This is a genomic window from Noviherbaspirillum aerium, from assembly GCF_008929045.1.
GTDB lineage: Bacteria > Pseudomonadota > Gammaproteobacteria > Burkholderiales > Burkholderiaceae_D > Noviherbaspirillum > Noviherbaspirillum aerium.
This window is the reverse complement of the sequence record NZ_VFAH01000004.1, coordinates 201,694-225,805: the sequence shown is the minus strand read 5'-3', so window position 1 is coordinate 225,805 and position 24,112 is coordinate 201,694. Positions and strand designations below refer to the sequence as shown.

Below are 24,112 nucleotides of genomic sequence, written 5' to 3'. Positions count from 1 at the left end.
CCGGCTTCAATGGCAAACTTCGACTGTGAGAAAATATGACGAGATTATAAACCAAGCCCTTTACCTAAGCCTTGCATGAGGGCATGACCGCCTCAGGCAGGCCTCCTCGCTGATGACTTCAACCCGCCACTTCGCCCTGATTCCCGCCGCCGGCGTCGGCGCGCGCATGGGAGCAGACTGCCCCAAGCAATACCTGCCGCTGGCAGGCAAACTCATGATGATGCATGTGCTCGACACCTTTGCCTCCAGCCCGCTCATCGAGCATACGTTTGTAGTGGTAAGCGCGGAAGACGGCTATATCAGGGACGCGCTTGCCTCCGCCGGGCATCTTGAGAAGCGGGTCTCGGTTCTGTTCAATGGCGGCGAAACGCGCCACCAGTCGGTATTGAACGGCTTGAAGGCGGTGCGCGAACAGGTGGCCGATGACGACTGGATTCTGGTGCATGATGCGGCGCGTCCGGGGCTGACCGTGGAACTGCTCGAGCGCCTGGTTTCGGCCTTGCGGGAGGATGCTGTCGGCGGACTGCTCGCCCTTCCCGTGGTGGACACGCTCAAGCGCAGCGATGGCTTTGGACGGGTGGCGCAGACCGTGGCGCGGGAAGCCTTGTGGGCGGCGCAGACGCCGCAAATGTTCCGGTATGCGTTGCTGCGCCATGCGCTAGAGCAGGCAGCGGCCGTGACTGACGAGGCAAGTGCGGTGGAGGCGCTGGGACTGCGTCCGCGGCTGGTCGAAGGCAGTCCGCGCAACTTCAAGGTCACCTTGCCGCATGATGTAAGTCTTGCCGAATTGCATTTGAAAGGAAATTCATGAATCTGTCCCCGAACCTGCCGCCATTCCGTATCGGCCAGGGCTACGACTGTCATGCGCTTGTGCCGGGCCGCAAACTGATCATCGGCGGGGTCGAGATTGCACATGCCACCGGCTTGCTGGGCCATTCCGATGCCGATGTGCTGCTGCATGCGGTGACAGATGCCTTGTTCGGTGCCGCCGGGCTGGGCGACATCGGCCGCCATTTTCCGGATACCGACGCCCGCTTCAAGGGCGCCGATTCCCGGGTGCTGCTGCAGGAAGCCGGCAGACGCGTGGTCGAAGCGGGCTACCTGGTTGGCAATGTGGATGCCACCATCATCGCCCAGGCACCGAAGATGGCGCCGCATATTTCCCGGATGGCAGCCAACATTGCCGCTGACCTCGGCATCGAAGCCAGGCAGGTCAACGTCAAGGCGAAAACCAATGAAAAGCTTGGCTATCTTGGCAGGGAAGAGGGCATTGCCGCCGAAGCCATTGTGCTTCTATACCGGAAATAACGAGCGCAGCACGACCTTTGCGCGAGTGATCAACAAATTTTTAACTCGCACCACTAGGCTGTGTTTGATAAGCGTTACGAGCGGTTCAGCTTGGCGCCGAGGAGCGCGCGTACGCAGGGTACGCCGAGCACCGTAGGCGTCAATCCGGACCGCGCAGCAGCTTATCAAACACAGCCTAGGCTGCAACGCGGACGCAATGATCCTTCCTGCACGCGACTGCGGCGGATGTGCAAACGTTGACAGACAGGCACCGCCTTAGCGGTGGGTCAGCCTCCGCCGATGCCCTGCGTAATGCGTCCCGTGCCCTCGCAAGTCGGACATTCGGCCCCGTCTTTCTTTTTGCCGCTGCCGCTGCAGTCAGGGCAGAGGTCTTCGCCGGTTCCCGGCGTGCCCGCCATGGCTTCATCGCCTGGCTTGAGATGTTCTGGCGAAGTGCCCGGCGTTCCTGTCGCATTGCCGCCGGATGTCGATGTACTCATGTAGCCTCCTGTCCTGATTAACCGAGTGGGCCAAGCTGGCCGAATGCCCGCGAACCGTAAGTGAACCGTTGACCTGTTCAATGACAGCTTGACAATGTAGATTGACCGTCACAGGGGAAGTTCAGCATTTGGAAGTGCAATGTGAAACTGCTTTTCAGCAAGATTTCAGTCAAACCAGTACGCGCCCTGAGAGGGGCCTGTTATCAGCGGAAGATTACCCGGTGGACAGTGCTTCGAAGCAGTACCGGAGGGGAGATAAGCTGTCGCCACGAGGCTGGGCTTCAGCCAAGGGTTCCGGTTACCGGAATTGATATGCGAATACGCAACCCGCCCGTTGGATTGTTGCTCAGCTTGAGCGAGCCGTGATGGCGCTTGACGATGCGCTCGACGATGGCCAGTCCGAGACCCGCGCCGTTGGCTTGTCCGCGAGCGGTATCGAGCCGGGTGAATGGACGCAGCAGCCGTTCGATTTCGGATTCGGGAACCCCGGGTCCGTTATCCGCAAATTCAATGAGGGCTTGATTGCCCTGCGTCTTGCAGATGATGTCGATGGCTGTTTCGGCGGTGTCCGCGGTCTTGCCGTAACGGCGCGCATTCTCGATCAGGTTGTTGATCACGCGCCGCAGATCCGTGGCATTGCCGAAGACATTGACGTTGTCGGCGATGCTGGAAGTCACCCGCACGTCGGGCAGGCGGGCGGCCTCGTGTGCGCATTCGGTCAGCAGCGACGTCAGGTCGACGCTCGCCGCGGTGACCTTGTCGGAAGGCTTGGCGAATTCCAGGAACTGGCCGATGATTTCATCCATTTGCGCCAGGTCGGACTGCATGCCCTTGCGTGCGTCATCGTCCAGCCTGGCCATTTCAACTTCAAGCTGCATGCGGGCCAGCGGCGTGCGCAAGTCATGGGAGATGCCGGCCAGGATCACGGCGCGATCCGACTCCACGCGCGCAAGGTCCGCGACCATCTGGTTGAAGCTGCGGTTGGCTTCGCGGATTTCGGCCGGTCCCTTTTCCGGCAGGGGATCGGGCGTCTGTCCTTTGGCAATGCGGCGGGTGGCGGTCGTGATGCGAGCCAGCGGCTGGTTGATGAGGCGCGAAATGAAAACCGCGCCCAGCAGTGACAAAATCAGCGTCGTGGTCGCCAGGCCCAACCATTGAATGCTCGATACGCCCTCGATGCGCTCGCGGTCCAGGCGCAGCCAGTATTCGTCATCATCGATCTTGAAGCTGACCCAGAAACCGCCGACGTCATTGACCCGTCCGGCGAATTTCGTATCCTGGCCCAGCCGGCCCTTGACAGTCGATTCAAGCACCGGCATCAGTCCGCTGTCGGGCGGCGGTTCGACGGCGTCGGTGCGTTCGAGCGGATAGATGCGGATGCCTTCATTGCTGGCAAGGTCGAACAGCAGCTCGCGCCGCAGGTCCGGCGCCGAATGGGTAAGGGCAGCGCGCGTGATGGTAACGATGGAAATGACTTGCGCCGCCATTTGCTGGGCGCGGGGAGTGCGCTCGACGATGCGGAAACTGGCGACCCACGCCATGATGCTGACCGCGATGAGGAAAGCAAGCAGGAAGAAGGTTCGCCAGAAAAGGCCGCTGTTGAGCCAGCTGAGACGGTTACCGATAAGCGGGATCAAGATTGCGAATCAGCGTGGTTGGCCTTCAGGGATAAAGACATAGCCAAGGCCCCATACCGTCTGGATGTAGATCGGGTTGGACGGATCGGGTTCGATCAGCTTGCGCAGGCGCGAGATCTGCACGTCGAGGCTGCGGTCAAAGACTTCGTATTCGCGGCCGCGTGCAAGTTCCATCAGCTTTTCACGCGACAGCGGCTGGCGCGCATGACGGGCGAATACCTTGAGAACCGAAAATTCACCGGTCGTCAGCGAGATGGACTCGCCATTCTTCTTCAAGGTGCGCGTGCCGAGGTCGAGAATGAAATCGCCGAAATGGAAGGTCTGCGGGGTTTCGGAGGGCGCGCCCGGAATTTCGTCCGGCCCCTTGCGCCGCAGGACCGCATTGATGCGGGCGACGAGTTCGCGCGGGTTGAACGGTTTTGGAAGATAGTCGTCGGCGCCCATTTCGAGTCCGACGATACGGTCCACGTCTTCGCCCTTGGCGGTCAGCATGATGATCGGCGTCTGGTCTCCCGCGCCGCGAAGACGACGGCAGATTGACAGTCCGTCTTCACCCGGCAGCATGAGATCAAGGACCAGGAGGTCGTAGCGCTCCCGTATCCACAATTTGTTCATTGCCTGAGCATTCTCGGCCGTGACTACGTTGAAACCCTGTTCGGCGAGATACCTGCGCAGCAGGTCTCGCAAACGCAGGTCGTCGTCGACGACAAGGATTTTCCCCTGATGGCCGGAGTTGTGGCCGGGCCCGTTGGTTGTCATATTTGTCGTGTTCATGGCGCTATGGTAACTTCAGAAAATCAAGCAGTTATGGTTCATGCTCAAGCCATTACAAAGTGTTACAAACTTTACTCCATGCGGGTTATCGCTGCAGACAATGAAGCATACACTGGGATCATCGTCGTGGGCTGAAGTATATCCCTTCGGGCACAAGCCTACCGGCAATGATGAGAAAGCGCCTAATACAATGCACCTCACCCGACTCGTTATTTCCATTCTGTTATCCGTCAGTGCGGCGAGCGTGCTCGCCGATGCGGGTGGCTACGGGCGGTCGAGCCGCGATGCGGTACGCGCATTCCAGGTGCAGAACGTTTATCTCGAGCGCGGACAGCAGCATCCCCAAATGCCGCCGCCGACCGACCGCCGCGAGAGCCGCCCTTACCCGGGACAGGACAGCAGCGGCTACGGCGGCCAGCCCGATCCGCAGTCCAGCCAGGCAGCGGAAAACGCGCGCCGCCAGGGCCGGATGAGTCCCGAGGAGCGCAAGGCGCTGCGCCGGCAGATCGATGAAGTCGGCCACGACATTTACGCTCCCAAGCGCTGAGCCGCCGGGTTTGCCGAGGTTTTGCCATTGTCGCAACAAACTGCGATCAATATTCCGCCATCGGCGATCCGCAGCCGGGCTGGCGACACTGTCCTGAATTCTGAACCCTTACCCGTCCGCTTGCGGCCCGCGGGGGCGTGATTTACAAAAAGTCAGGGTTTCTTCGGACGTCTCGCCGCGATATCCGCAGTCAGTTTTCCGAACTGCTTGTACAGCGCCCCATAACGTTCATCCCAGGCATTGACGGCGCGGTATTGGCGTACCGCCGTCCCGATATCGCCGCGTGCGATTGGTCCGGTCAGCGCATCTGTCGGCCCGAGGCGGAACACATTGTCGACCGTTCCCCTTACCAGCGGCATCATCAATTGCAGGGCTGTTTCCGCCGGAATGCCGGCCTTGATGTAGGCCTGCTGCGCCGTGTCCAGCAGCGTTACGAGGTAGTTCGACGCGAATACCGCGGCGGCGTGATAGACAGTCTTGAACGTGGCGTCGATGGGGACGGGAATGGCGCCGATGGCATCCATCGCCGCGCCCAACTCCTGCACGGCGGAAGGATCGCCTTCAATGCCGCAATAAGTGCCGCTGAAGTTCTGTTCCACCTGGTCAGGATCGGCAAAACTGCGGATCGGGTGAGCGCTCCCCGTGATGGCGCCGGCGGAAGCTGCGGCATGCAATATGGCGGACGGGAGGGCGCCGCTGCAGTGGAATACGAGGTTGCCGCGCTTGAACAGGCCTGCCTTCGCCAGTGCATTGCAAGTGATTTCGATATCGTCGTCGGCGGTGCCGATGAGCCAGGCGTCGGCAGGCCTGAGCTCGCCGACCGATGCTGCTGCATGGCCCGAACCCATGAATGCCACTGCCCGCAAACCGCTTTCGCTGGAACGATTCATGATCGTCCCCAGCGCGAATACGCGGCCGGACGACCAAAGTTTTCCGAGTGTCGAGCCGACCTTGCCGCAGCCGACAATGTTGAGCGTTCGGATGGAGTGCATTGAATCCTTCAGTAGTGGTGCGAGTTAACAATTTGCTGGCCAGATGCTGGACGGGGATCGCGCCGATACTGCGTCAACAATGCGCGCAAGGCGCCGGCCTTTCCATGTTTTTTCCTCGTCTCGGCATGATGTTGCCGCATTTGCCTTCAACGCATTTCCAACGCCTGCCGCTAACCTGCGTTATCGTCTTCGTCAGCCTGCAAGCCATGTCGTTGCCGCCACTCCTGCACCAGGAGCGAATAGCAGTTGAGATCATGGAAACGTCCGCCCCAATACGCCTGTTCGCGGTGGATGCCCTCGAGGCGGAATCCCATCCGCTGCGCAAGAGCGATCGATGACGCATTGTCAGGATGGGTTTCAGCCTGGATGCGATGCAGGTGCATGGCCGTAAAACCGAAATTCAAGACAATTTCGAGTGCCTCGCGCATGTAGCCTTCGCGCTGGACGGAGCGTGCAATCTCATATCCGATCACGCAATTGCGCCAGCTGCGGTTCCACCGGAACAGGCCGCAGCTGCCGATGAGCTGGCGGTCGCTGCGGCGCTCCAGTCCCCAGCGGAATCCGGTACCCGCATGGAACCAGCCCGCAAACAGATCAGCCAGCTGGCTTGCCTGCGAAAGATCGACCAGCGGATCGACGCCGTACCAGCGCATCCAGTCGGCGTCCGAATGAATGGCGTACAACGCCTCGGCATCCGATGGCTTGATCTCGCGAAGCCGGAGGCGGGCGGTATGCAGTTCTGGAAAGCTTGATGGCATGCTGTCAGCTGTGCTAAATGGTCTGTGGTCCGTCTAGTCGTTTGCCGGATCAGTCGTGAAATTTTACCGCCGGACCGCTGGCCCAATAGTCGCCTTCGCTTGGGTGATGAGAGCGCCGCACCATTTCCCGGGCCTGCATGAGCGGATGCGCCAGGGCTTCGTCGGTGCGCAGGATGGGCGTCACGCAGCAATCGGCCTGAGAGAATCGTTCAGTCCAGACAGCCATGGTTTCCAGTGAAAAGAGATGGTCGAGTTCGGTCTTGACCTGCATCGCATCGTCGCCGCCGACTTCCTGGCCCAGGCTCCAGTGCCGCTCCTTCAGGTCGGGGCGGCCGAGCACATCGCAGCAAGACTGCCAGAATTTCAGCTCAAGCGCACCGACCGCCATGTGGCGGCCATCGCTGGTGCGGTAGACGTTGTAGCAGGGGACGCCGCCAGTCAGCAGATCGCGGCCCGGCGTGGCCGGCCTGCCGAAATTGTTGACCGCAACCAGTGGCATGATGTTGTGGGCGAATACCGCATCGGTCATGGAGATATCGACGAAACGGCCGGGTCCGCCGTTTTTGACGCCGAGCAGTGCCGAGAGTATGCCTTGCACCGCCGCCTGCGCGCCGCCCAGGAGGTCGCCAACCTGGAGGTTGCCGAGCGCAGGCGTGCCGTCGGGCCCGACATTCTGTTCCAGCATGCCGGCCAGGCCGACATAGTTGATGTCATGTCCCGCCAGCTGCGCATAGGGCCCATCCTTGCCGTAGCCGGAAATGGCGCACATGACCAGCCGGGGGTTGCGTGCCTTGAGCGTTTGCCAGCCTACGCCCAGCCGGTCCATGACGCCGGGCCGGAAGCTTTCGACGACCACATCGGCCTGTTCGGCCATCCCGAGGAACTGGTCCCGTTGCGCCGGGTCCTTCAGGTCGAGCCGCAGTTCGCGCTTGCCGCGGTTGACGGCAATGAAGAACTGCGACACCTGGTTGCCGACATGACCCATGGTGCGCGCATAGTCGCCCGGACCCGGGTCTTCGATCTTGATCACGTCGGCGCCCATGTCGGCCAGATGCATGGTGGCCACCGGCCCGGGAAGCAGCCGCGTCAGGTCCAGCACCTGTATACCTTGCAGCGGCTTGTCGATAGGTTGACTCAAGCATGCCTCCTTCATGTCTCGCATTGACGGCGTGGATTGTCAGGCGGTCAGTTGTTCGAGCGCTTCCTGCTGCTCCAGCCATTCGGTCTCGAGCTGTTCCAGTTCTTTGCCGATGTAGGCCTGGTCAAGGATAAGCTGTTTCAATGCTTCCTTGTTTGCGTCGTCGTAAATCGACGAATCGGCGAGTTTGGCGTCGATCTCGGTCTTGCGGGAATTGAGCTTGGCCATCTGCTCGTCAAGCCGCTTGATGCGCGACTCGATCGGTTTTCGCAGTGCCGACAGGCGCTGGCGTTCCCCGGCTTCCTGGCGCCGGCGTTCCTGCCGGTCCTCCCGCGATTCGGAGATGGTTGCCTCCGCCACATTATCCGCCGCCTTGCCGCCAGCCGCCGGCGGCGGCGAGTCGGCCTTGCCCAGCTTGGTCTTGAACAGCCAGTCCTTGTAATCATCAAGGTCGCCGTCGAAGGGCTGCAGCCTGCCGTCGGCGACGATCATGAACTGGTCGGTGGTGGCGCGCAGCAGGTGCCTGTCGTGCGAGACCAGTACCAGCGTGCCCTCGAACTGGGCGAGGGCCATGGTGAGCGCTTCGCGGGTTTCCAGGTCAAGGTGGTTTGTCGGTTCATCGAGCAGCAGCAGGTTGGGGCGCTGCCAGACGATCAGCGCCAGCGCCAGGCGGGCCTTCTCGCCACCGGAAAACGGCGCGATCTTGCTCGTGACCATCTCCCCGCCGAAGTTGAATCCGCCGAGGAAGTTGCGCAGTTCCTGTTCCCGAGTGGTCGGCGCAATCTTTGCGAGATGCCACAGCGGCGATTCATCATGCCGCAGCATTTCCACCTGGTGCTGGGCGAAATAGCCGATCGACAGGCCCTTGCCGAGCCGTGTATCGCCGGCAAGCGCGGCGATCTCGCCGGCGATTGTCTTGACCATCGTGGATTTGCCCGCGCCGTTGACGCCGAGCAGGCCGATCCTCTGGCCGTTCTGCAGCGAGAAATTGATGCGCGAGACAATCGGCTTTTCGACGATGTCGTCGCCCTGCTCGATGCGGTAACCGGCCACCACGTCTTCCATGACGAGGAGGGGATTCGGCGCGCTGAGCGGTTCCCGGAATTCAAACGAGAATTCCGCGGCGGCGCGCAGCGGCGCGATTTCTTCCATCTTGGCCAGCATCTTCATCCGGCTCTGCGCCTGGCGGGCCTTGGTGGCCTTGGCCTTGAAGCGGTCGATGAAGGATTGCAGATGGGCGCGCTGGCGAGCCTGCTTGTCGGCGGCGGCCTGCGTCAGCGCCATGTGGGCGGCGCGCTGGCGTTCGAATGACGAATAATTGCCGGAGTAACGCTTGAGCTTGCGGTTGTCGATGTGCACGATCACATTGACCACGCCGTCGAGAAAATCCCGGTCGTGGGAAATGATGATCAGCGTGCCTTCATAGCGCTTCAGCCAGTCTTCCAGCCAGATGATCGCATCCAGGTCGAGGTGGTTGGTCGGCTCGTCGAGCAGCAGCAGGTCGGAAGGGCACATCAGCGCCTGCGCCAGGTTCAGGCGCATGCGCCAGCCGCCGGAAAAGCTGGCCACAGGCTGCTGCATCTGGTCATGGGAAAAGCCGAGGCCGGTCAGCAGCTGCTCGGCGCGGGAGCGCACCGTGTAGGCGTCGGCATCGGCGAGCGCCGCATGCAGTTCGGCGATGCGATGGCCATTTCCGTGTCCGGCGGTGTCGGGCGCCTGCTCGAGCGCCGCCAGCTCGGTTTCCAGCTGGCGCAGATGGGCGTCGCCGTCGATCGCGTATTCCAGCGCGGGGCGATCGAGCGCCGGCGTCTCCTGGGCCACGTACGCCATGCGCCACTTGGCCGGGAAATCGACTTCGCCGAGGTCGGGATGCAATTCGCCGCGCAGCATGGCGAACAGGCTGGACTTGCCGGCGCCGTTGGCGCCGATCAGGCCGATCTTGTCACCGGGGTTGAGCGTCAGGTCGACATCCTCCAGCAGCGGCTTGATGCCTCGTGTCAGGCTGACATGCAGAAAACGTATCATTGCTTGTTGTAGCCCGCGAGTTGGTCGGCATGCAGCAGGAAGACCATGTCGTCCCCCGCACTGGTCGATATCCAGGTCAGTTCAAGGTCGGGAAAGGCGGCTTCGGCGAAATTCCGCTCGTTGCCGATCTCGACCATCAGAATGCCGTTTTTAGTGAGGCGCCCGGCGGCGCCTGCCACGATGCGGCGCACCAGGTCCATGCCGTCGTCGCCGCCAGCCAGTGCGATCTGCGGTTCGCGCAGGTATTCCGGCGGCAGCTTGCTCATCGATCCGGAGTTGACATAGGGCGGGTTGGTAATGATCAGGTCGTATTTTTTCTGGGGCAGCTTGTCGTACAGATCGGACTCGAACAGCGTGATGCGGTCCTGCAGCGCATAATCGTCGACGTTTCGGCGTGCCACTGCGAGCGCATCCGGCGAAATGTCGACGGCATCGATTCGCGCGGCCGGAAAGGCGTCGGCCATCATGATCGGCAGGCAGCCGGAGCCGGTGCACAGCTCCAGGATATTTTCAACGCCATCCGGGTCGCCCACCCAGGGAGCGAATTGTTCAGGGATGAGTTCGGCAATGAATGAGCGCGGCACGATGACGCGTTCATCCACATAAAAGCGGTATTCGCCGAGCCAGGCTTCATTGGTGAGATAGGCGGCGGGTACGCGTTCCGTGACGCGGCGCTCCAGCACGCCGAGCACCGACTGGATTTCATCCGGCAGCAGTTTGGCATCGCAGAACGGTTCCAGCTTGTCGAGCGGCAGCTTCAGGGTGTGCAGGATCAGGTAGGCCGCTTCATCGAATGCATTGATGCTGCCATGCCCGAAAAACAGTTTGGCGCCGTTGAAGCGGGAAACGGCATAACGCAACAGGTCGCGGATGGTGGTGAAATCGTTTGGGGTCATTGGTCAGTAGGTAATGAAGGGAGGCAGCCCGCCGTTCTTAATCGCTCCGGCCGCGGCATGCGGAAGGTGAGCCGGAAACGGCAGGCTAGCTCAGCAGGTTTTCGAGGGTTCGTCGGTAAATGTTCTTCAGCGGGTCAATATGGCGCAATTCCACATTCTCGTCGATCTTGTGGATGCTTTCATTGGGCGGACCGAACTCTATCACCTGCGGGCAGATTTCCGCGATGAAACGACCGTCTGAGGTGCCGCCGGTGGTGGACAGGTCGGCATCAATGCCCGTCTCGCGCTTGATGGCTTGCATCAGCGCATCGCTCAGATTGCCGCGCGGCGTCAGGAAAGGGCGGCCGGCAATCGTCCATTTGATGTCGTAGCCGAAATCGTACCTGTTCAGGATTTCATGGACGCGCTGCTGCAGTCCTTCCACGCTGCTTGCCGTTGAAAACCGGAAATTGAAATCGATGGCAACACTGCCGGGGATGACGTTGGTGGCGCCGGTGCCGCCATGGATGTTCGATACCTGCCAGGAGGTCGGCAGATAGTATTCGTTGCCTTCATCCCATTTCTCGGCAGCCAGTTCCGCCAGTGCCGGCGCCATCAGGTGTATCGGATTCCTCGCCAGTTGGGGATAGGCGATATGACCCTGTACCCCCTTGATGGTAAGGCGGCCGGAAAGCGAGCCGCGGCGGCCGTTCTTGACGACATCGCCCAGCTGTTCGGAAGAGGTCGGTTCGCCGATGATGCAGTAATCAAGCTGTTCGCCGCGCGCCTTGAGCGCCTCGCAGACAATGATGGTGCCGTCGGTTGCCGGCCCTTCCTCGTCGCTGGTGATCAGGAAGCCGATGGAGCCCTTGTGACCGGGATGTTCCTGGATGAATTCCTCCACCGCTACCACCATGGCGGCAATCGACGTCTTCATGTCCGCCGCGCCCCGTCCATAGAGTCTGCCGTCGCGCCGGGCGGGCTGGAAGGGCGGCGATGTCCATTGGTCCAGAGGGCCGGTCGGGACGACATCGGTATGGCCGGCGAACACCAGCAACGGCTGCGCCTTGCCCTTGCGCGCCCACAGGTTGGATACGCCGCCGGATGCCATGCTTTCGCACGCGAACCCGAGCGGCGCCAGCAGTTCGGCGAGGCGTCGCTGGCAGCCGTTGTCATCCGGCGTTACGGAAGACAGGGCGATCAGTTCTTCCGCCAGTGCAAGCGTCCTGCTCATCGCCGATCGCTCATTTGCCGAAGATCTGCCGGTAGGCCGCATCCGAAAAGCCGACGTGCGCGCTGTCGCCGCCGGCCAGCACCAGCACCGGGCGCTTGATCACGGAAGGCGTTTCCAGCATCAGGGTCGTCGCGCTCGCCGGATCGATAATGGCAGCCTTGCGCGCGTCGGTAAGGCCGCGCCAGGTAGTTCCCTTGCGGTTGACCAGCGTATCCCATGGCAGATGCCTGAGCCAGGAAGCGACGGTGTCCGCGCTGAGCCCTGCCTTCTTGAAATCGTGGAACGTGTACTGGATACCTTGCTCGTCGAGCCAGGTGCGGGCCTTCTTGACCGTGTCGCAGTTGGGAATGCCGTAAAGAGTGATTGCCATCAGGTCAAACGTTGAGAGTGAATTCGGTGAATGTGGGGCCGTCGTCCTTCTTCGGTTCCGGTTCGGGTTCCGGCGCCTTGCTCTTGGAATTGTTGATCAGCCAGTAAAGATTGGTGGCCGAATCGGCATTGGCCAGCGCTTCGTCCTGCGTCACCACATCATCTTCGATGAGCCGCAGCAGGGCCTGTTCAAACGTCTGCGAACCGGGCGCCATGCTCTTCTCGATCGCATCCTTGATCTGGCCGATTTCACCTTGCTCGATCAACTCGGCGATGTGGCGGGTATTGAGCATGACTTCCACCGCGGCGCGCCGGCCGCCATCCTTGGCCACTACCAGGCGTTGCGAAATCACCGCCCTGACGGTGGCTGCCAGATCGGGCAGCAGCGAGGGCCTGGTTTCGAGCGGGTAGAAATTGATGATCCGAGTCAGCGCCTGGTAGCTGTTGTTCGCATGCAGGGTGGCAACCACGAGATGGCCCGACTGCGCATAGGCGATGGCGTTGGCCATGGTTTCCTTGTCGCGGATTTCTCCGATCAGGATGCAGTCCGGTGCCTGGCGCAGCGCATTCTTGAGGGCAATCTGCAGGCTTTCCGCATCGCTGCCGATCTCGCGCTGGTTAACAATGGATTTCTTGCTTGTGAACAGGAATTCGATCGGATCTTCGAGCGTGAGGATATGGCCGGATCTATTAGTATTGCGGTGATCCAGCATGGACGCGATCGTGGTCGACTTGCCGGAGCCGGTGGCGCCGACCACCAGGATCAGACCGCGCTTTTCCATGATCACATCTGCCAGCACCGGGGGCACGTTGAGGTCGGCGAGACGCGGAATGTCGCCGGGAATGTAGCGGAATACCGCCGAAATCGAGCCGCGCTGGCGGAAGGCCGACAGCCGGAAGCTGCCCAGTCCGGAAACCGGGATGCCCATGTTCAGTTCATTGCGCGCGTCGAGCTCCTGCAACTGGGCTGCGCTGACGACTTCGGCCAGCAAGGTCTTGATCGTGGCATTGTCCATCTTCTGCTGGTTGACGGGCACAAGGCTGCCGTTGATCTTGACCTGGATCGGAGAGTTCACGCTCATGAACAGATCCGACGCCTTCTTGTCTTTCATCAGCTGGAACAAGCGGTCCATCGCCATGGTGGTCTCCTGCGTCATTGCTTGCGGGATCGCCGGCAGAAGGCAATCCCGATAGGTTGATCCCTAGCTTTCTAGCCTTGATCCTTGAGCCTCCAGCTTTTGGCCCGGGCCTTTACGCCTTCTCCGAGGCCAGGTTGTCGGCGAAGGCGTAAAAAGGATTGCCAGGCGGTGCCTGGATCAGGCTTCGCGCAGCAGTTCGTTGATGCCGGTCTTGGCGCGCGTCTTGGCATCGACGCGCTTGACGATCACCGCGCAGTAGAGGCTGTACTTGCCGTCGGCCGACGGCAGGCTGCCCGAGACGACGACGGAGCCCGCGGGGATGCGGCCGTAGCTGACTTCGCCGGTGGCGCGGTCATAGATCTTGGTGGACTGGCCGATGTACACGCCCATCGAGATCACCGAATTTTCCTCGACGATGACGCCTTCCACGATCTCGGAACGCGCGCCAATGAAGCAGTTGTCTTCGATGATGGTCGGATTCGCCTGCATCGGTTCCAGCACACCGCCGATACCGACGCCGCCGGACAGGTGCACGTTCTTGCCGATCTGCGCGCAGGAGCCGACGGTTGCCCAGGTGTCGACCATCGTGCCTTCATCGACATAGGCGCCGATGTTGACATACGACGGCATCAGCACCACATTCTTGCCGATGAAGCTGCCGCGGCGCGCAACCGCCGGCGGCACGACGCGGAAGCCGCCCTTGGCGAAATCTTCGGCGGTGTAATTGGCGAACTTGGTGGGAACCTTGTCATAGAACTGCATGCTGCCGTCGGCCGGCATCGGCACGTTGTCTTCCAGGCGGAAGGACAGCAGCACGGCTTTCTTGATCCACTGGTTCACGACCCAGGCGCCGCTATCCTTCTGGGCGACGCGCAGGGTGCCCTGGTTGAGCTGCTCGATGACATGGGCCACGGCGTCGCGCACTTCGGCGGGAGCGGATTTCGGCGAGAAGTCGGCGCGGTTTTCCCAGGCCTGGTCGATGATCTGTTGAATTTGCTGAGTCATGTGAGGAACGTTGAAAGTAGGGTGGATCAGGAAAGTTTCTTGGTGAATTCGACGATGCGCCGCGCCGCCTCGAGGCATTCCTCGACTTCCGCGACGAGCGCCATCCGGATGCGGCCGTGCCCCGGATTGATGCCATGGGCTTCCCGGGCAAGATAGCTGCCCGGCAAAACGGTCACATTATATTCGGCATGCAGGCGCTGCGCGTATTCCGTGTCCGAGATGCGCGGCACCCTGGCCCACAGGTAGAAGCCGGCGTCCGGAAGGGCGACGTCCAGGACTTCCTGCAGCATCGGCGTCACCTGGCCGAACTTGGCGATGTACTTCGCCCGGTTTTCCTCGACATGCTGCTCGTCGTTCCATGCGGCGATCGAGGCCGACTGGATGGAGGGGCTCATCGCGCTGCCGTGATAGGTACGATACAGCAGGAATGTCTTCAGCACTTCAGCGTCGCCCGCCACGAAGCCGGACCGCATGCCGGGCACATTGGACCGCTTTGACAGGCTGGAAAAGGCGATCAGACGGGGAAAGCCGCTGCGTCCCAGCTTGTGCGCGGCTTCCAGGCCGCCGAGCGGCGCTTCCTTCTTGAAATAGATTTCGGAATAGCATTCATCGGCGGCAATGATGAAGCCGTAGCGATCCGACAACTCGAACAGTTCCTTCCAGTCGTCCAGTGTCAGCACCGCACCTGTCGGATTGCCGGGCGAGCAGAGGTACAGCAACTGTACCCGTGGCCAGACTTCGGCGGGAACACTTCTGTAATCGGGAGCGAAATTGCGCGCCGGATCGGAATTGACGAAATATGGCGTGGCCCCCGCGAGATAGGCCGCGCCCTCGTAGATCTGGTAGAACGGGTTGGGACACATCACGAGCGCGTCGCGGGTCGGATCAATGACGGTCTGGGCTAGCGCGAACAAGGCTTCCCGCGAACCGTTCACCGGCAAAACCTGTGTCGCAGGATCGATTGCCGGCAGGCCGTAGCGCCGCTCCAGCCAACCCGCAATCGATGCCCGAAGCGCCTCCGAGCCGACCGTGGACGGATAGCTGGCCAGGCCGCTCAGGTGGTCGGTCAGCGACTGCTTGATGAATGCCGGGGTCGGATGCTTGGGTTCGCCGATGCCCAGGCTGATGGGCGCATAGGCGGCGTTGGGCGTCACGCCGGCAAAAAGCTGGCGCAGCTTTTCAAACGGATAAGGTTGTAATTTGGATAAGAGCGGGTTCACGGGGACGGGCTCGATCGAGAATGGATTGCAAAGGCGGCATTATACCGTTGCGCTCTTCAATCGCAGGGTTGCGGCGGACCGGAAAGTGATGTGCACCGGACTTGAAATGATATGATAGGGCCCTTTCGCGGGGCACCTGCCTCGACCCGAGTCAACTCGTCTGGAACAGTCGATAAAGTGCGTTTAACTTCTCTTAAATTAGCAGGATTCAAGTCGTTCGTGGATCCGACCAATTTCCAGGTTCCGGGGCAGCTGGTCGGCGTCGTCGGACCCAACGGCTGCGGCAAGTCGAACATCATGGATGCGGTGCGCTGGGTGCTCGGCGAGTCCAAGGCTTCCGAACTGCGCGGCGAATCGATGCAGGACGTGATCTTCAACGGCTCGACCTCCCGCAAGCCGGCAGGGCGTGCGTCGGTGGAGCTGGTGTTCGACAACAGCGACGGCCGCGCCGCCGGCCAGTGGAGCCAGTATGCGGAGATCGCGGTCAAGCGCACGCTGACACGTGACGGCACATCGACGTATTACATCAACAACCAGGCGGTGCGCCGGCGCGATATCCAGGACATCTTCCTCGGCACCGGCCTCGGGCCGCGCGCCTATGCCATCATCGGTCAGGGCATGATTTCGCGCATCATCGAGGCGCGTCCAGAAGACTTGCGCATCTTCCTCGAGGAAGCGGCAGGCGTGTCGAAATACAAGGAACGGCGCCGGGAAACCGAAAACCGCCTGCACGATACCCGGGAAAACCTGGTGCGCGTCGAAGACATCCTGCGCGAACTCAACGCCAATCTCGAAAAACTCGAAGCCCAGGCGGCTGTCGCCCAGAAATTCCGCGAGCTGCAGGCTGATCAGGACGAGAAACAGAAGTTGCTGTGGCTGCTGCGCAAGAACGAAGCCAAGTCCGAGCAGGAAAAATTTTTCCGTGACATCGAAAAGGCGCAGACCGACCTGGAAGAGCAGACGGCCAAGCTGCGCCATGTCGAGACCGAGCTGGAACACATGCGCCAGGCGCACTACGGGGCGGGCGACCGCATGCATACCGCCCAGGGCAACCTGTACCAGACCAACTCCGAAATCGGCAGCCTGGAAGCGCAGATCAAGTTCGTCATCGAGTCGCGCAGCCGGCTCCAGACCCAGCTCAATTCCCTGACCGCGCAGCGCGACCAGTGGCAGCGCCAGAGTTCGCGGCAGCAGGAAGAGCTGGAAGAAGCCGAAATGCATCTCGAAGAGCACGGCATGCGGGTTGAACAGGCGCAGCAGGCGGCACACAACCAGAACGAGCTGATCCCGGCGCTGGAGCAGGCCTGGCGCGAAGCGCAGGTCAAGACGACCGAGTCGCGCGGCAAGATCATGCAGATCCAGCAGCAGATCGAGCTGGAATCGACCCACCAGCGCAACGCGTCCAGCATTCTTGCCAACCTGGCTTCGCGCCGGGAACGCCTGTCGCAGGAAAAGAACGGCATGTCCATGCCGGACGCCTCGCATCTGAACAACCTGAAGATGCAGCTGGAGGAGAAGCAGGCAACGCTCGAAGAAGCCCGCGAACAGCTGGAAGCCGCGCAGGAACAGCAGCCGAAGCTGGAGGAAGAGCGCCGCACCGCGCAGCAGCAGGTCAATGCCGAAACCGCCAGTAATGCACAGCTGGAAGCGCGCCTGAATGCGCTCAAGCAGTTGCAGGAAAACGTGCAGACCCAGGGCAAGGTGCAGCCATGGCTCAAGAAGCATGAGCTGGGCGAACTGCCCCGGCTGTGGCAGAAGCTGCATATCGACCAGGGCTGGGAAACGGCGCTGGAAGCCGTACTGCGCGAGCGCACGTCAGCGCTGGAAGTCTCCAACCTCGACTGGGCCAAGGCCTTCTTCAACGATGCGCCGCCGGCCAAGCTGGCATTGTTCACGGCGAATGACGTGGCGGCGCCTGCGGCATCCGATGCGCCTGCCGGCCTCAAGCCCTTCATCAGCCTGCTGCAGCTCAATGATCCCGGCCTGCGGGCACTGCTGCAGGACTGGCTGAACCAGGTTTATGCGGCCGAGGATGTCAATGCCGCCTTCGTCGACCGCGCCAAGTTGCCGGCGGGCGGTTTTTTCGTCACCCGTCAGGGCCATGTCATCGGCAGGTCCAGCGTGCGTTTCTATGCATCCGATTCCGAGCAGGACGGCATGCTGGCGCGGCAGCAGGAAATCGAAAACATCACCAAGCAGCTGCGCGCCCAGCAGATGCTGGCCGACGAGGCGAAATCGCGCGTGGTGCGGGCCGAGGCCGCGGTCACGGCGGCCGCCCAGCGCCTGCAGGAACTGCGCCAGCGCGTATCCGGCCTGACCCAGGCGGTGCACGGGCTGCAGATCGATGTGATGAAACTGTCGGAAGTGCAGGAGCGCTTCAACCAGCGCAGCACGCAGATTGCATCCGACCTCGCGGAAATTGCGGCCGAGGAGGCGGAGCAGCAGCAGGCCAAGGCGGAATCGGAAGCGAAGTTCGAGCAGCTTGATGCCGAACTGGCGGTTCTGCAGGAAAGCCATGAAGACGGCCAGACCGATTACCTGGCCAAGGAGCAGCAGCTCAACGACGCACGCCAGCGGCTTCGCGAACTGGAACGCGCTGCGCAGGAAGCCGGCTTTGCCGAGAAATCCCATCGCAACAAGATCGAGGAACTCAAGCGCAGCATTTCGACGGCGAGGGAACAATCGGCGCAGCTCTTCGCCAGCATGGAGCAAGGACATCTCGAACTGGAGAGCCTGGATGACCAGGCCGCACAGGCGGGACTCCAATCGCTGCTGGACCGCCGCTCCGAGCAGGAGCGGGCGCTGGCCGATGCGCGCCATGAGCTCGACCAGCTGACGCAGAAACTGCGTCATACCGAAGAGGCGCGCATGCAGGCCGAGCGCAGCCTCCAGCCGCAGCGCGACCGCATCATGGAATTGCAGCTCAAGGAACAGGCCGCGCGCCTGAACCAGGAACAATATGCGCAGCAGCTGGCGGAAGCCCAGGCCGACGAGGCGGCGCTCGCCGAAAAGCTCAACCCGGAAATGCGGCCTTCCTACCTGCAGGGCGAAGTCACCCGGCTGACCAACGCGATTGCCGCCCTCGGCGCCGTCAATCTCGCGGCGCTGGACGAACTGGCCCAGGCATCCGAGCGCAAGAACTTCCTCGATGCCCAGCATGCCGACCTGTCGGAAGCCATCAGCACCCTGGAAGATGCGATCAACAAGATCGACCGGGAAACCCGCGATCTGCTGCAGGACACCTTCGACAAGGTCAACAGGCACTTCGGCGAACTGTTCCCGGTGCTGTTCGGCGGCGGACAGGCGAAGCTGATCATGACGGGCGAGGAAATCCTGGATTCAGGCGTGCAGGTGATGGCACAGCCGCCGGGCAAGAAGAACGCGACCATTCACCTGCTGTCGGGCGGCGAAAAGGCGCTGACGGCGACCGCGCTGGTGTTCTCGATGTTCCAGCTGAATCCGGCTCCCTTTTGCCTGCTGGATGAGGTCGATGCGCCGCTGGACGATGCCAACACCGAGCGGTTCTGCAACATGGTCAAGCGCATGTCGTCACAGACGCAGTTCCTGTTCATCTCGCATAACAAGATTGCCATGGAAATGGCGCAGCAGCTGATCGGCGTGACCATGCAGGAGCAAGGGGTTTCGCGGATTGTTGCCGTCGATATGGAATCTGCCTCGAATTTTGCAAGCGAGGCGCAGGCAGCGTGAAATACCGGAAGGCCAGGCGTGCCGAGCCTGAAGATGTTCTGAGCTTTTCGCACGCGTAGACAGGGTCGTAACGCGGGGTCGGCCGTATACGGCGGAGCCGTTCGGACGGACTCATAGGAATCCCAAGTCATAACGTGCCAAATGAGATCGATGGATTTTTTCGACTGGCGAGGCGCGGGAGGAATTCATCGCGAGGCGATGAATGACAAGCGCAACGCGGACAGGCGGAAAAAGACCCGATCTCATGGCATGGTTTGGCTTGGGACTGGCATCAGATGCGGGCGGAGCGGGCGAGGGCGGCGCGCTTCTGATAATAGGCGACATTCATCTGGGCTTCCTTTGCACGCTGCAGTTCGACGTCGGCGCAGATCAGGTAATGCCTTTCCGCGCGCTGCAGCCACCAGTGTTGAATCGACCTGATGACGGGAGTCAGTGACATCATCGCCAGTTCCTGCAGTTTGAATTCTTTAGCGGATACGTCGAATTTCGATTTTTCCAGATGGGTATTCATATTTGCTCCTTGGATGCTGGTTGCTTTTGTCCTGACCTGACACGCCCGGAGGAACATGCCCTGCACATCCTGCATTGAGTGGATGCAATCAGTGCCTGGCAGTGCCGTTCCCCCATAAGTGAGAGGAAGTTGGTATGCTTTCCCGCGTGAGGCGAATACGGAGCGACTTTCCGTCAATCCAGTTTTGCTATGGAAATGTGTCGCGCCGGAACAGTTGTTATTCTTCAGCTCAGCGATGTAGCAAGTATTGACGACGGTCAACGGCGTGAACCCGTGTATCCGGGAATAATCAATTCCATACGTACATTTTTTCCGGCAAGCATCAAAACGAAAGCGCGCAGAGAAATGCGCAGGGGGAAGAGGGTGTTCAGCTTGACAACTTTATGGATGAACACTACCCTGATTTTCCAAATTTTTATCTGATTCAACTACTTGTGTGTAACACGATATCTGAGAGCGGGGTCTACTCCGAAATTCAGCCTCCGACACTTGCGGGAGGACTTGATCCGGCAATGACCTCCACTCAGCTCAAGCGGCAGTCCAGCCGTTTCAAATAACATATGCATTCGATCCATCTCCTCGACACTCTTCGGAAGGCAAGCGCATGACCGACCTTCAAGCTAGCCTCATGGCCATCGGCGGCACGATCCTTGTCGGCGTCATCAGCTATAACAAGTGGCAAGAACACAAGGCAAAGAAATCCGTACAGCGCGCTTTCGCTTCGGAACATGACGATGTGCTGATGCAGCCTGGCACGACGGAAGCCAAGTCCCCTGCCGACCGGCATGAACCCAGCCTGGCGCCGGAGGAAGCGACTTCCGCCGCGCAGCCTGCCGCAACCAGTGCCCCCTCCGATGACACGGCGCTCACGGAAAGCGCCGCCGATACGGAAAGCCTGGTCGACATGCCCGCAGCCGCGCCTGTTCAGAAGGAATTGCCCATCGATGAACTCATCGACTGTGCGATTGCGCTGGAACTGGCCTCGCCGCCAGTGAGCGGAGAAAAGATTCTGCCCAAGCTGCAATCGCTGCGCCATGTCGGCAACAAGCTGGTGCAGTTCATCGGGCTGCGTGAGGACGGCAACTGGGAGCCTGTTACCAATGGCGTCACCTATTACGGACTGTTTGCCGGCGTTCAGCTGGCAAACCGGAGCAGCGCGCTTAACGAAATCGAATACTCGGAGCTGATCATGCGCCTGCGCCAGATCGCCGACGAAATCGATGCCGAACCCGACGTGCCGGACATGGGCGCGGTGATGGCAAGCGCCAAATCCCTGCATCAGTTCGTTGCCGAATATGATGCGCAGCTCAGCGTCAATGTGCATGCGAAAAGCGCCCCTTGGGCAATCAATACCCTGCTCGGTGCGCTGGAACGGCAAGGCTTCGATCTGCGCCCGGATGGACGGCTGGTGATGCCCGACGGCGAGGGCGGCGTCCTGTTTTCGCTCTCCACCAATGTCACGCTCGCGGAAGAAACCACTTCGCGCCTGACCCTGCTGCTCGACGTGCCTCGCGTAGCGCCGTCCCATGACGGATTCGGCGCAATGACGGCCTGCGCACGCATGCTGGCGGCCCGGCTTGATGGGGTGGTGGTCGATGACGGCAACCAGCCCCTGTCCGACGCGACACTCGCCGAGATCGCCGATCAGGTCAACGACTTCTACCAGCACATGGAAGCGTCGAACGTGCCTGCCGGATCGCCCCGAGCCCTTCGCCTGTTCAGCTGACGACAATGCAGCCCGATATGTTTGGAGAAACATCCGCTGCCGACTCGATGGCCGGCAGGCCGGAGGAAAGCCATTGGCAGGAGCGTGCGGCCTGGTTGAAGGCCGAACTCAACCGGCATAGCCATGCCTATTACGTGCTCGACAACCCGAGCATCCCCGATGCGGAATACGACAAGCTGTTCCGCGAGCTCGTTGAGCTGGAACAGGCGCATCCCGACCTGGTGACGTCGGACTCGCCCACCCAGCGCGTGGGCGGCCAGCCCTTGCCCCAGTTCGAACAGGTGCGGCACGCGATTGCTATGCTGTCCCTGAACAATGCCTTCGACGAGGAAGACATTGTTTCCTTTGACCGGCGCGTCCGCGAAGGTCTCGGCCTGGCTGACGAGGTCGTGTATTCGGGCGAGCTGAAGTTTGACGGCCTGGCCATCAGCCTGCGCTATGAAAACGGCAGGCTGGTGCAGGCCGCGACCCGCGGCGACGGCACCACCGGAGAAAACGTTACCGCCAACATCCGCACCGTGCGCGCCGTGCCTCTGCGCCTGCACACCGACAAGCCCCCCGCCGTGCTCGACGTGCGCGGCGAAGTGCTGATGTTCAAGGCGGATTTTGCGCGGCTCAACGAGCGCCAGCGCGAGGCGGGTCAAAAGGAATTCGTCAATCCCCGCAATGCTGCCGCGGGCAGCCTGCGCCAGCTCGATTCCCGGATCACCGCGCAGCGCACGCTGCGCTTCTTCGCCTATGGCATCGGCGTCCTCGAGGGCGCCGAGATGCCGCATTCGCATTCCGCCTTGCTGGACTGGTATGCCTCGCTCGGCTTGCCGGTGTGCCGCGAACGGACGGTCGCCCGGGGCGCGCGCGGGCTGCTCGACTTCTTCCACGAGATAGGAGAAAAGCGGCGCGGGCTCGCCTATGACATCGACGGCGTGGTCTACAAGGTCGACCGACTCGAACAGCAGCAGAAGCTTGGTTTCGTATCGCGTGCGCCGCGCTTCGCGATCGCTCACAAGTTTCCGGCCGAAGAGGCCATGACCGTGGTTCAGGATATTGGCGTCCAGGTTGGCCGCACCGGCGCCATCACGCCGGTGGCCCGGCTGGCGCCCGTCTTCGTCGGCGGGGTTACCGTCACGAATGCCACGCTGCATAACGAGGACGAAGTCAGGCGCAAGGACATCCAGATCGGCGACACGGTCATCGTGCGCCGCGCCGGCGATGTGATACCGGAAGTGGTTTCCTTCGTTGCCGAGCTGCGGCCTGCCGATGTTCGTCCATTCGTGATGCCCGCCGTCTGCCCGGTATGCGGATCGCCGATCGTGCGTCCGGAGGAAGAAGCGGTCGCGCGCTGCTCCGGCGGCTGGGTCAAGTGCCCGGCCCAGCGCAAGGGCGGATTGCTGCATTTCGTTTCACGTCGGGCGATGGATATCGAGGGATTGGGCGATCAGCTGGTTGAACAGCTGGTCGACAAGCGCATCATTACCACCGCCGCGGATCTTTACCGGCTCGGACTGACTTCTCTGGCGGCGCTCGACCGCATGGCGGAAAAGTCCGCGCAGAACGTGCTCAATGCCCTGGAAAAATCCAAGTCCACGACGCTGGCGCGATTCATCTATGCACTCGGCATCCGCCATGTGGGCGAAGCGACCGCCAAGGAACTCGCGCGCCATTTCGGCAATCTCGACGCTTTTCTGCAAGCCAGCGAAGAGCAGCTTCTTGAGGTCATGGATGTCGGACCGGTGGTGGCGCGTTCCATCACCGGTTTCCTGTCGGATCCGCTCAACCGCGAGCTGATTGAGCAATTGCGCGCGGCCGGCATCCATTGGCCGGAAAGCGAACCGGCCATCGAGGCACCCAAGGCGATGGCGGGCAAGACCTTCGTGCTCACCGGCACCTTGCCCAACCTGACGCGCGATGAAGCGGCAGCCAGGATCGAGGCGGCCGGCGGCAAGGTGGCCGGGTCGGTGTCCAAGAAGACCAGCTATGTCGTCGCCGGCGAAGAAGCCGGCAGCAAGCTCGTCAAGGCACAGGAACTCGGCGTGCCGATTCTGGATGAAGCGGGCTTGCTGGCGTTGCTGGGTGAATGATCGGATCGGGGAGGGGACGATGGCAGTCAGGGAAATTCTCAGAATGGGCGATGCCCGCCTGTTGCGGCAGGCGGAGCCTGTCCTTGAATTCGGTACGCCGGCGCTCGGCGCGCTGATCGAAGACATGTTCGATACCATGCGCGCGGTCAACGGCGCGGGTCTCGCCGCACCCCAGATCGGTGTCAACCTGCAGGTAGTGATCTTCGGATTCCGGCACAATCCGCGCTATCCCGACGCGCCGCCGGTGCCCGAGACGGTCCTGATCAACCCGGTCATTACACCGTTGTCGGACGAGATGGAAGACGGCTGGGAGGGATGTCTGTCGGTGCCGGGCCTGCGCGGCGTGGTGCCGCGCTGGAAGCGGCTGCATTACGAAGGCCTCGACCAGTTCGGCAAGCCGATCAGCCGGGATGCCGAGGACTTCCATGCGCGCGTCGTCCAGCATGAGTGCGACCATCTGATCGGCACCTTGTATCCGATGCGGATCAGGGACTTCAGCCAGTTCGGCTTCACCGACATCCTGTTCCCGCAGCTCGATGCGGCCAGCGACGACTGATGCGCGCCGCCCGTGCCGCCATGCGAATGCAAT

21 protein-coding genes are annotated in these 24,112 nt (G+C 61.5%); 7 read left to right on the top strand and 14 right to left on the bottom strand.

Going from position 1 to position 24,112, the window contains the following annotated elements; all coding sequences use genetic code 11:
- Positions 1–112 precede the first annotated feature (112 nt).
- Both ispD and ispF read left to right on the top strand, forming a co-directional pair.
- Complete coding sequence (gene ispD / locus FH061_RS08585; RefSeq protein ID WP_151634978.1) at positions 113–811, top strand: 2-C-methyl-D-erythritol 4-phosphate cytidylyltransferase; 699 nt, start codon at positions 113–115, stop codon at positions 809–811.
- Entirely contained in the window at positions 808–1,308 is a 501-nt protein-coding gene (ispF, locus tag FH061_RS08580; protein ID WP_151634976.1) for a 2-C-methyl-D-erythritol 2,4-cyclodiphosphate synthase, read from the top strand. The genes ispD and ispF overlap by 4 nt, the downstream gene beginning before the upstream one ends.
- 266 nt (positions 1,309–1,574) lie before the next feature.
- Here the strand turns inward: ispF and FH061_RS08575 are convergent, their stop codons facing one another.
- From FH061_RS08575 to ompR, 3 genes are all read right to left on the bottom strand, one after another.
- Complete coding sequence (locus FH061_RS08575; protein ID WP_151634974.1) at positions 1,575–1,787, bottom strand: hypothetical protein; 213 nt, start codon at positions 1,785–1,787, stop codon at positions 1,575–1,577.
- Positions 1,788–2,068: 281 nt separating this feature from the next.
- A complete protein-coding gene (locus FH061_RS08570; protein ID WP_151635258.1) occupies positions 2,069–3,421 on the bottom strand; it encodes an ATP-binding protein in 1,353 nt (450 codons plus the stop codon).
- A gap of 12 nt (positions 3,422–3,433) precedes the next feature.
- Positions 3,434–4,198: an osmolarity response regulator transcription factor OmpR gene (ompR, locus tag FH061_RS08565; protein ID WP_225984546.1), complete on the bottom strand. Its 765-nt coding sequence runs from the start codon at positions 4,196–4,198 to the stop codon at positions 3,434–3,436.
- 190 nt (positions 4,199–4,388) lie between these two features.
- On the opposite strand from ompR, the gene FH061_RS08560 reads away from it, so the two are divergent.
- Entirely contained in the window at positions 4,389–4,745 is a 357-nt protein-coding gene (locus FH061_RS08560) for a hypothetical protein (protein ID WP_151634972.1), read from the top strand.
- Positions 4,746–4,897: 152 nt separating this feature from the next.
- Here the strand turns inward: FH061_RS08560 and FH061_RS08555 are convergent, their stop codons facing one another.
- The 10 genes from FH061_RS08555 to dapC form a co-directional block, all read right to left on the bottom strand.
- Positions 4,898–5,737 carry a Rossmann-like and DUF2520 domain-containing protein gene (locus tag FH061_RS08555; protein ID WP_151634970.1) on the bottom strand — a complete coding sequence of 280 codons (840 nt, stop codon included), beginning with the start codon at positions 5,735–5,737 and terminating at the stop codon, positions 4,898–4,900.
- Between the two features lie 170 nt (positions 5,738–5,907).
- Positions 5,908–6,495 (bottom strand): GNAT family N-acetyltransferase, encoded by a 588-nt coding sequence (locus tag FH061_RS08550; RefSeq protein ID WP_151634968.1) that lies wholly within the window; start codon positions 6,493–6,495, stop codon positions 5,908–5,910.
- 49 nt (positions 6,496–6,544) lie between these two features.
- Positions 6,545–7,648, bottom strand: coding sequence for a CaiB/BaiF CoA transferase family protein (locus tag FH061_RS08545; protein ID WP_151634966.1), 1,104 nt, complete (start codon positions 7,646–7,648; stop codon positions 6,545–6,547).
- A 24-nt stretch (positions 7,649–7,672) separates the two neighbouring features.
- Positions 7,673–9,658 carry an ATP-binding cassette domain-containing protein gene (locus FH061_RS08540; protein WP_151634964.1) on the bottom strand — a complete coding sequence of 662 codons (1,986 nt, stop codon included), beginning with the start codon at positions 9,656–9,658 and terminating at the stop codon, positions 7,673–7,675.
- Positions 9,655–10,554 carry a 50S ribosomal protein L3 N(5)-glutamine methyltransferase gene (prmB, locus tag FH061_RS08535; protein WP_151634962.1) on the bottom strand — a complete coding sequence of 300 codons (900 nt, stop codon included), beginning with the start codon at positions 10,552–10,554 and terminating at the stop codon, positions 9,655–9,657. The genes FH061_RS08540 and prmB overlap by 4 nt, the downstream gene beginning before the upstream one ends.
- Positions 10,555–10,639: 85 nt before the next feature.
- A complete protein-coding gene (gene dapE, locus FH061_RS08530) occupies positions 10,640–11,767 on the bottom strand; it encodes a succinyl-diaminopimelate desuccinylase (RefSeq protein ID WP_151634960.1) in 1,128 nt (375 codons plus the stop codon).
- A gap of 10 nt (positions 11,768–11,777) precedes the next feature.
- Positions 11,778–12,137 (bottom strand): ArsC family reductase, encoded by a 360-nt coding sequence (locus tag FH061_RS08525; protein WP_151634958.1) that lies wholly within the window; start codon positions 12,135–12,137, stop codon positions 11,778–11,780.
- Positions 12,138–12,141: 4 nt separating this feature from the next.
- Positions 12,142–13,275, bottom strand: coding sequence for a PilT/PilU family type 4a pilus ATPase (locus FH061_RS08520; RefSeq protein ID WP_151634956.1), 1,134 nt, complete (start codon positions 13,273–13,275; stop codon positions 12,142–12,144).
- 177 nt (positions 13,276–13,452) lie between these two features.
- Entirely contained in the window at positions 13,453–14,280 is an 828-nt protein-coding gene (gene dapD, locus FH061_RS08515) for a 2,3,4,5-tetrahydropyridine-2,6-dicarboxylate N-succinyltransferase (protein WP_151634954.1), read from the bottom strand.
- A 26-nt stretch (positions 14,281–14,306) separates the two neighbouring features.
- A complete protein-coding gene (gene dapC / locus FH061_RS08510; RefSeq protein WP_151634952.1) occupies positions 14,307–15,500 on the bottom strand; it encodes a succinyldiaminopimelate transaminase in 1,194 nt (397 codons plus the stop codon).
- A gap of 177 nt (positions 15,501–15,677) precedes the next feature.
- Between dapC and smc the strand changes: the two genes are divergently transcribed.
- Positions 15,678–19,208, top strand: a complete 3,531-nt coding sequence (smc, locus tag FH061_RS08505) for a chromosome segregation protein SMC (protein WP_151634950.1) — start codon at positions 15,678–15,680, stop codon at positions 19,206–19,208.
- A gap of 271 nt (positions 19,209–19,479) precedes the next feature.
- Here smc and FH061_RS08500 read toward each other — a convergent pair whose 3' ends face one another.
- The gene (locus tag FH061_RS08500; protein ID WP_151634948.1) at positions 19,480–19,719 is read right to left on the bottom strand and encodes a hypothetical protein; all 240 of its coding nucleotides are present in this window, start codon (positions 19,717–19,719) and stop codon (positions 19,480–19,482) included.
- A gap of 604 nt (positions 19,720–20,323) precedes the next feature.
- Here FH061_RS08500 and FH061_RS08495 point away from each other — a divergent pair.
- The 3 genes from FH061_RS08495 to def are packed head-to-tail and all read left to right on the top strand — an operon-like array spanning position 20,324 to position 24,079.
- Complete coding sequence (locus FH061_RS08495) at positions 20,324–21,445, top strand: cell division protein ZipA C-terminal FtsZ-binding domain-containing protein (RefSeq protein WP_151634946.1); 1,122 nt, start codon at positions 20,324–20,326, stop codon at positions 21,443–21,445.
- A 5-nt stretch (positions 21,446–21,450) separates the two neighbouring features.
- The gene (gene ligA / locus FH061_RS08490; protein WP_151634944.1) at positions 21,451–23,523 is read left to right on the top strand and encodes an NAD-dependent DNA ligase LigA; all 2,073 of its coding nucleotides are present in this window, start codon (positions 21,451–21,453) and stop codon (positions 23,521–23,523) included.
- Between the two features lie 19 nt (positions 23,524–23,542).
- Entirely contained in the window at positions 23,543–24,079 is a 537-nt protein-coding gene (gene def, locus FH061_RS08485) for a peptide deformylase (RefSeq protein ID WP_151634942.1), read from the top strand.
- Positions 24,080–24,112: the final 33 nt, after the last annotated feature.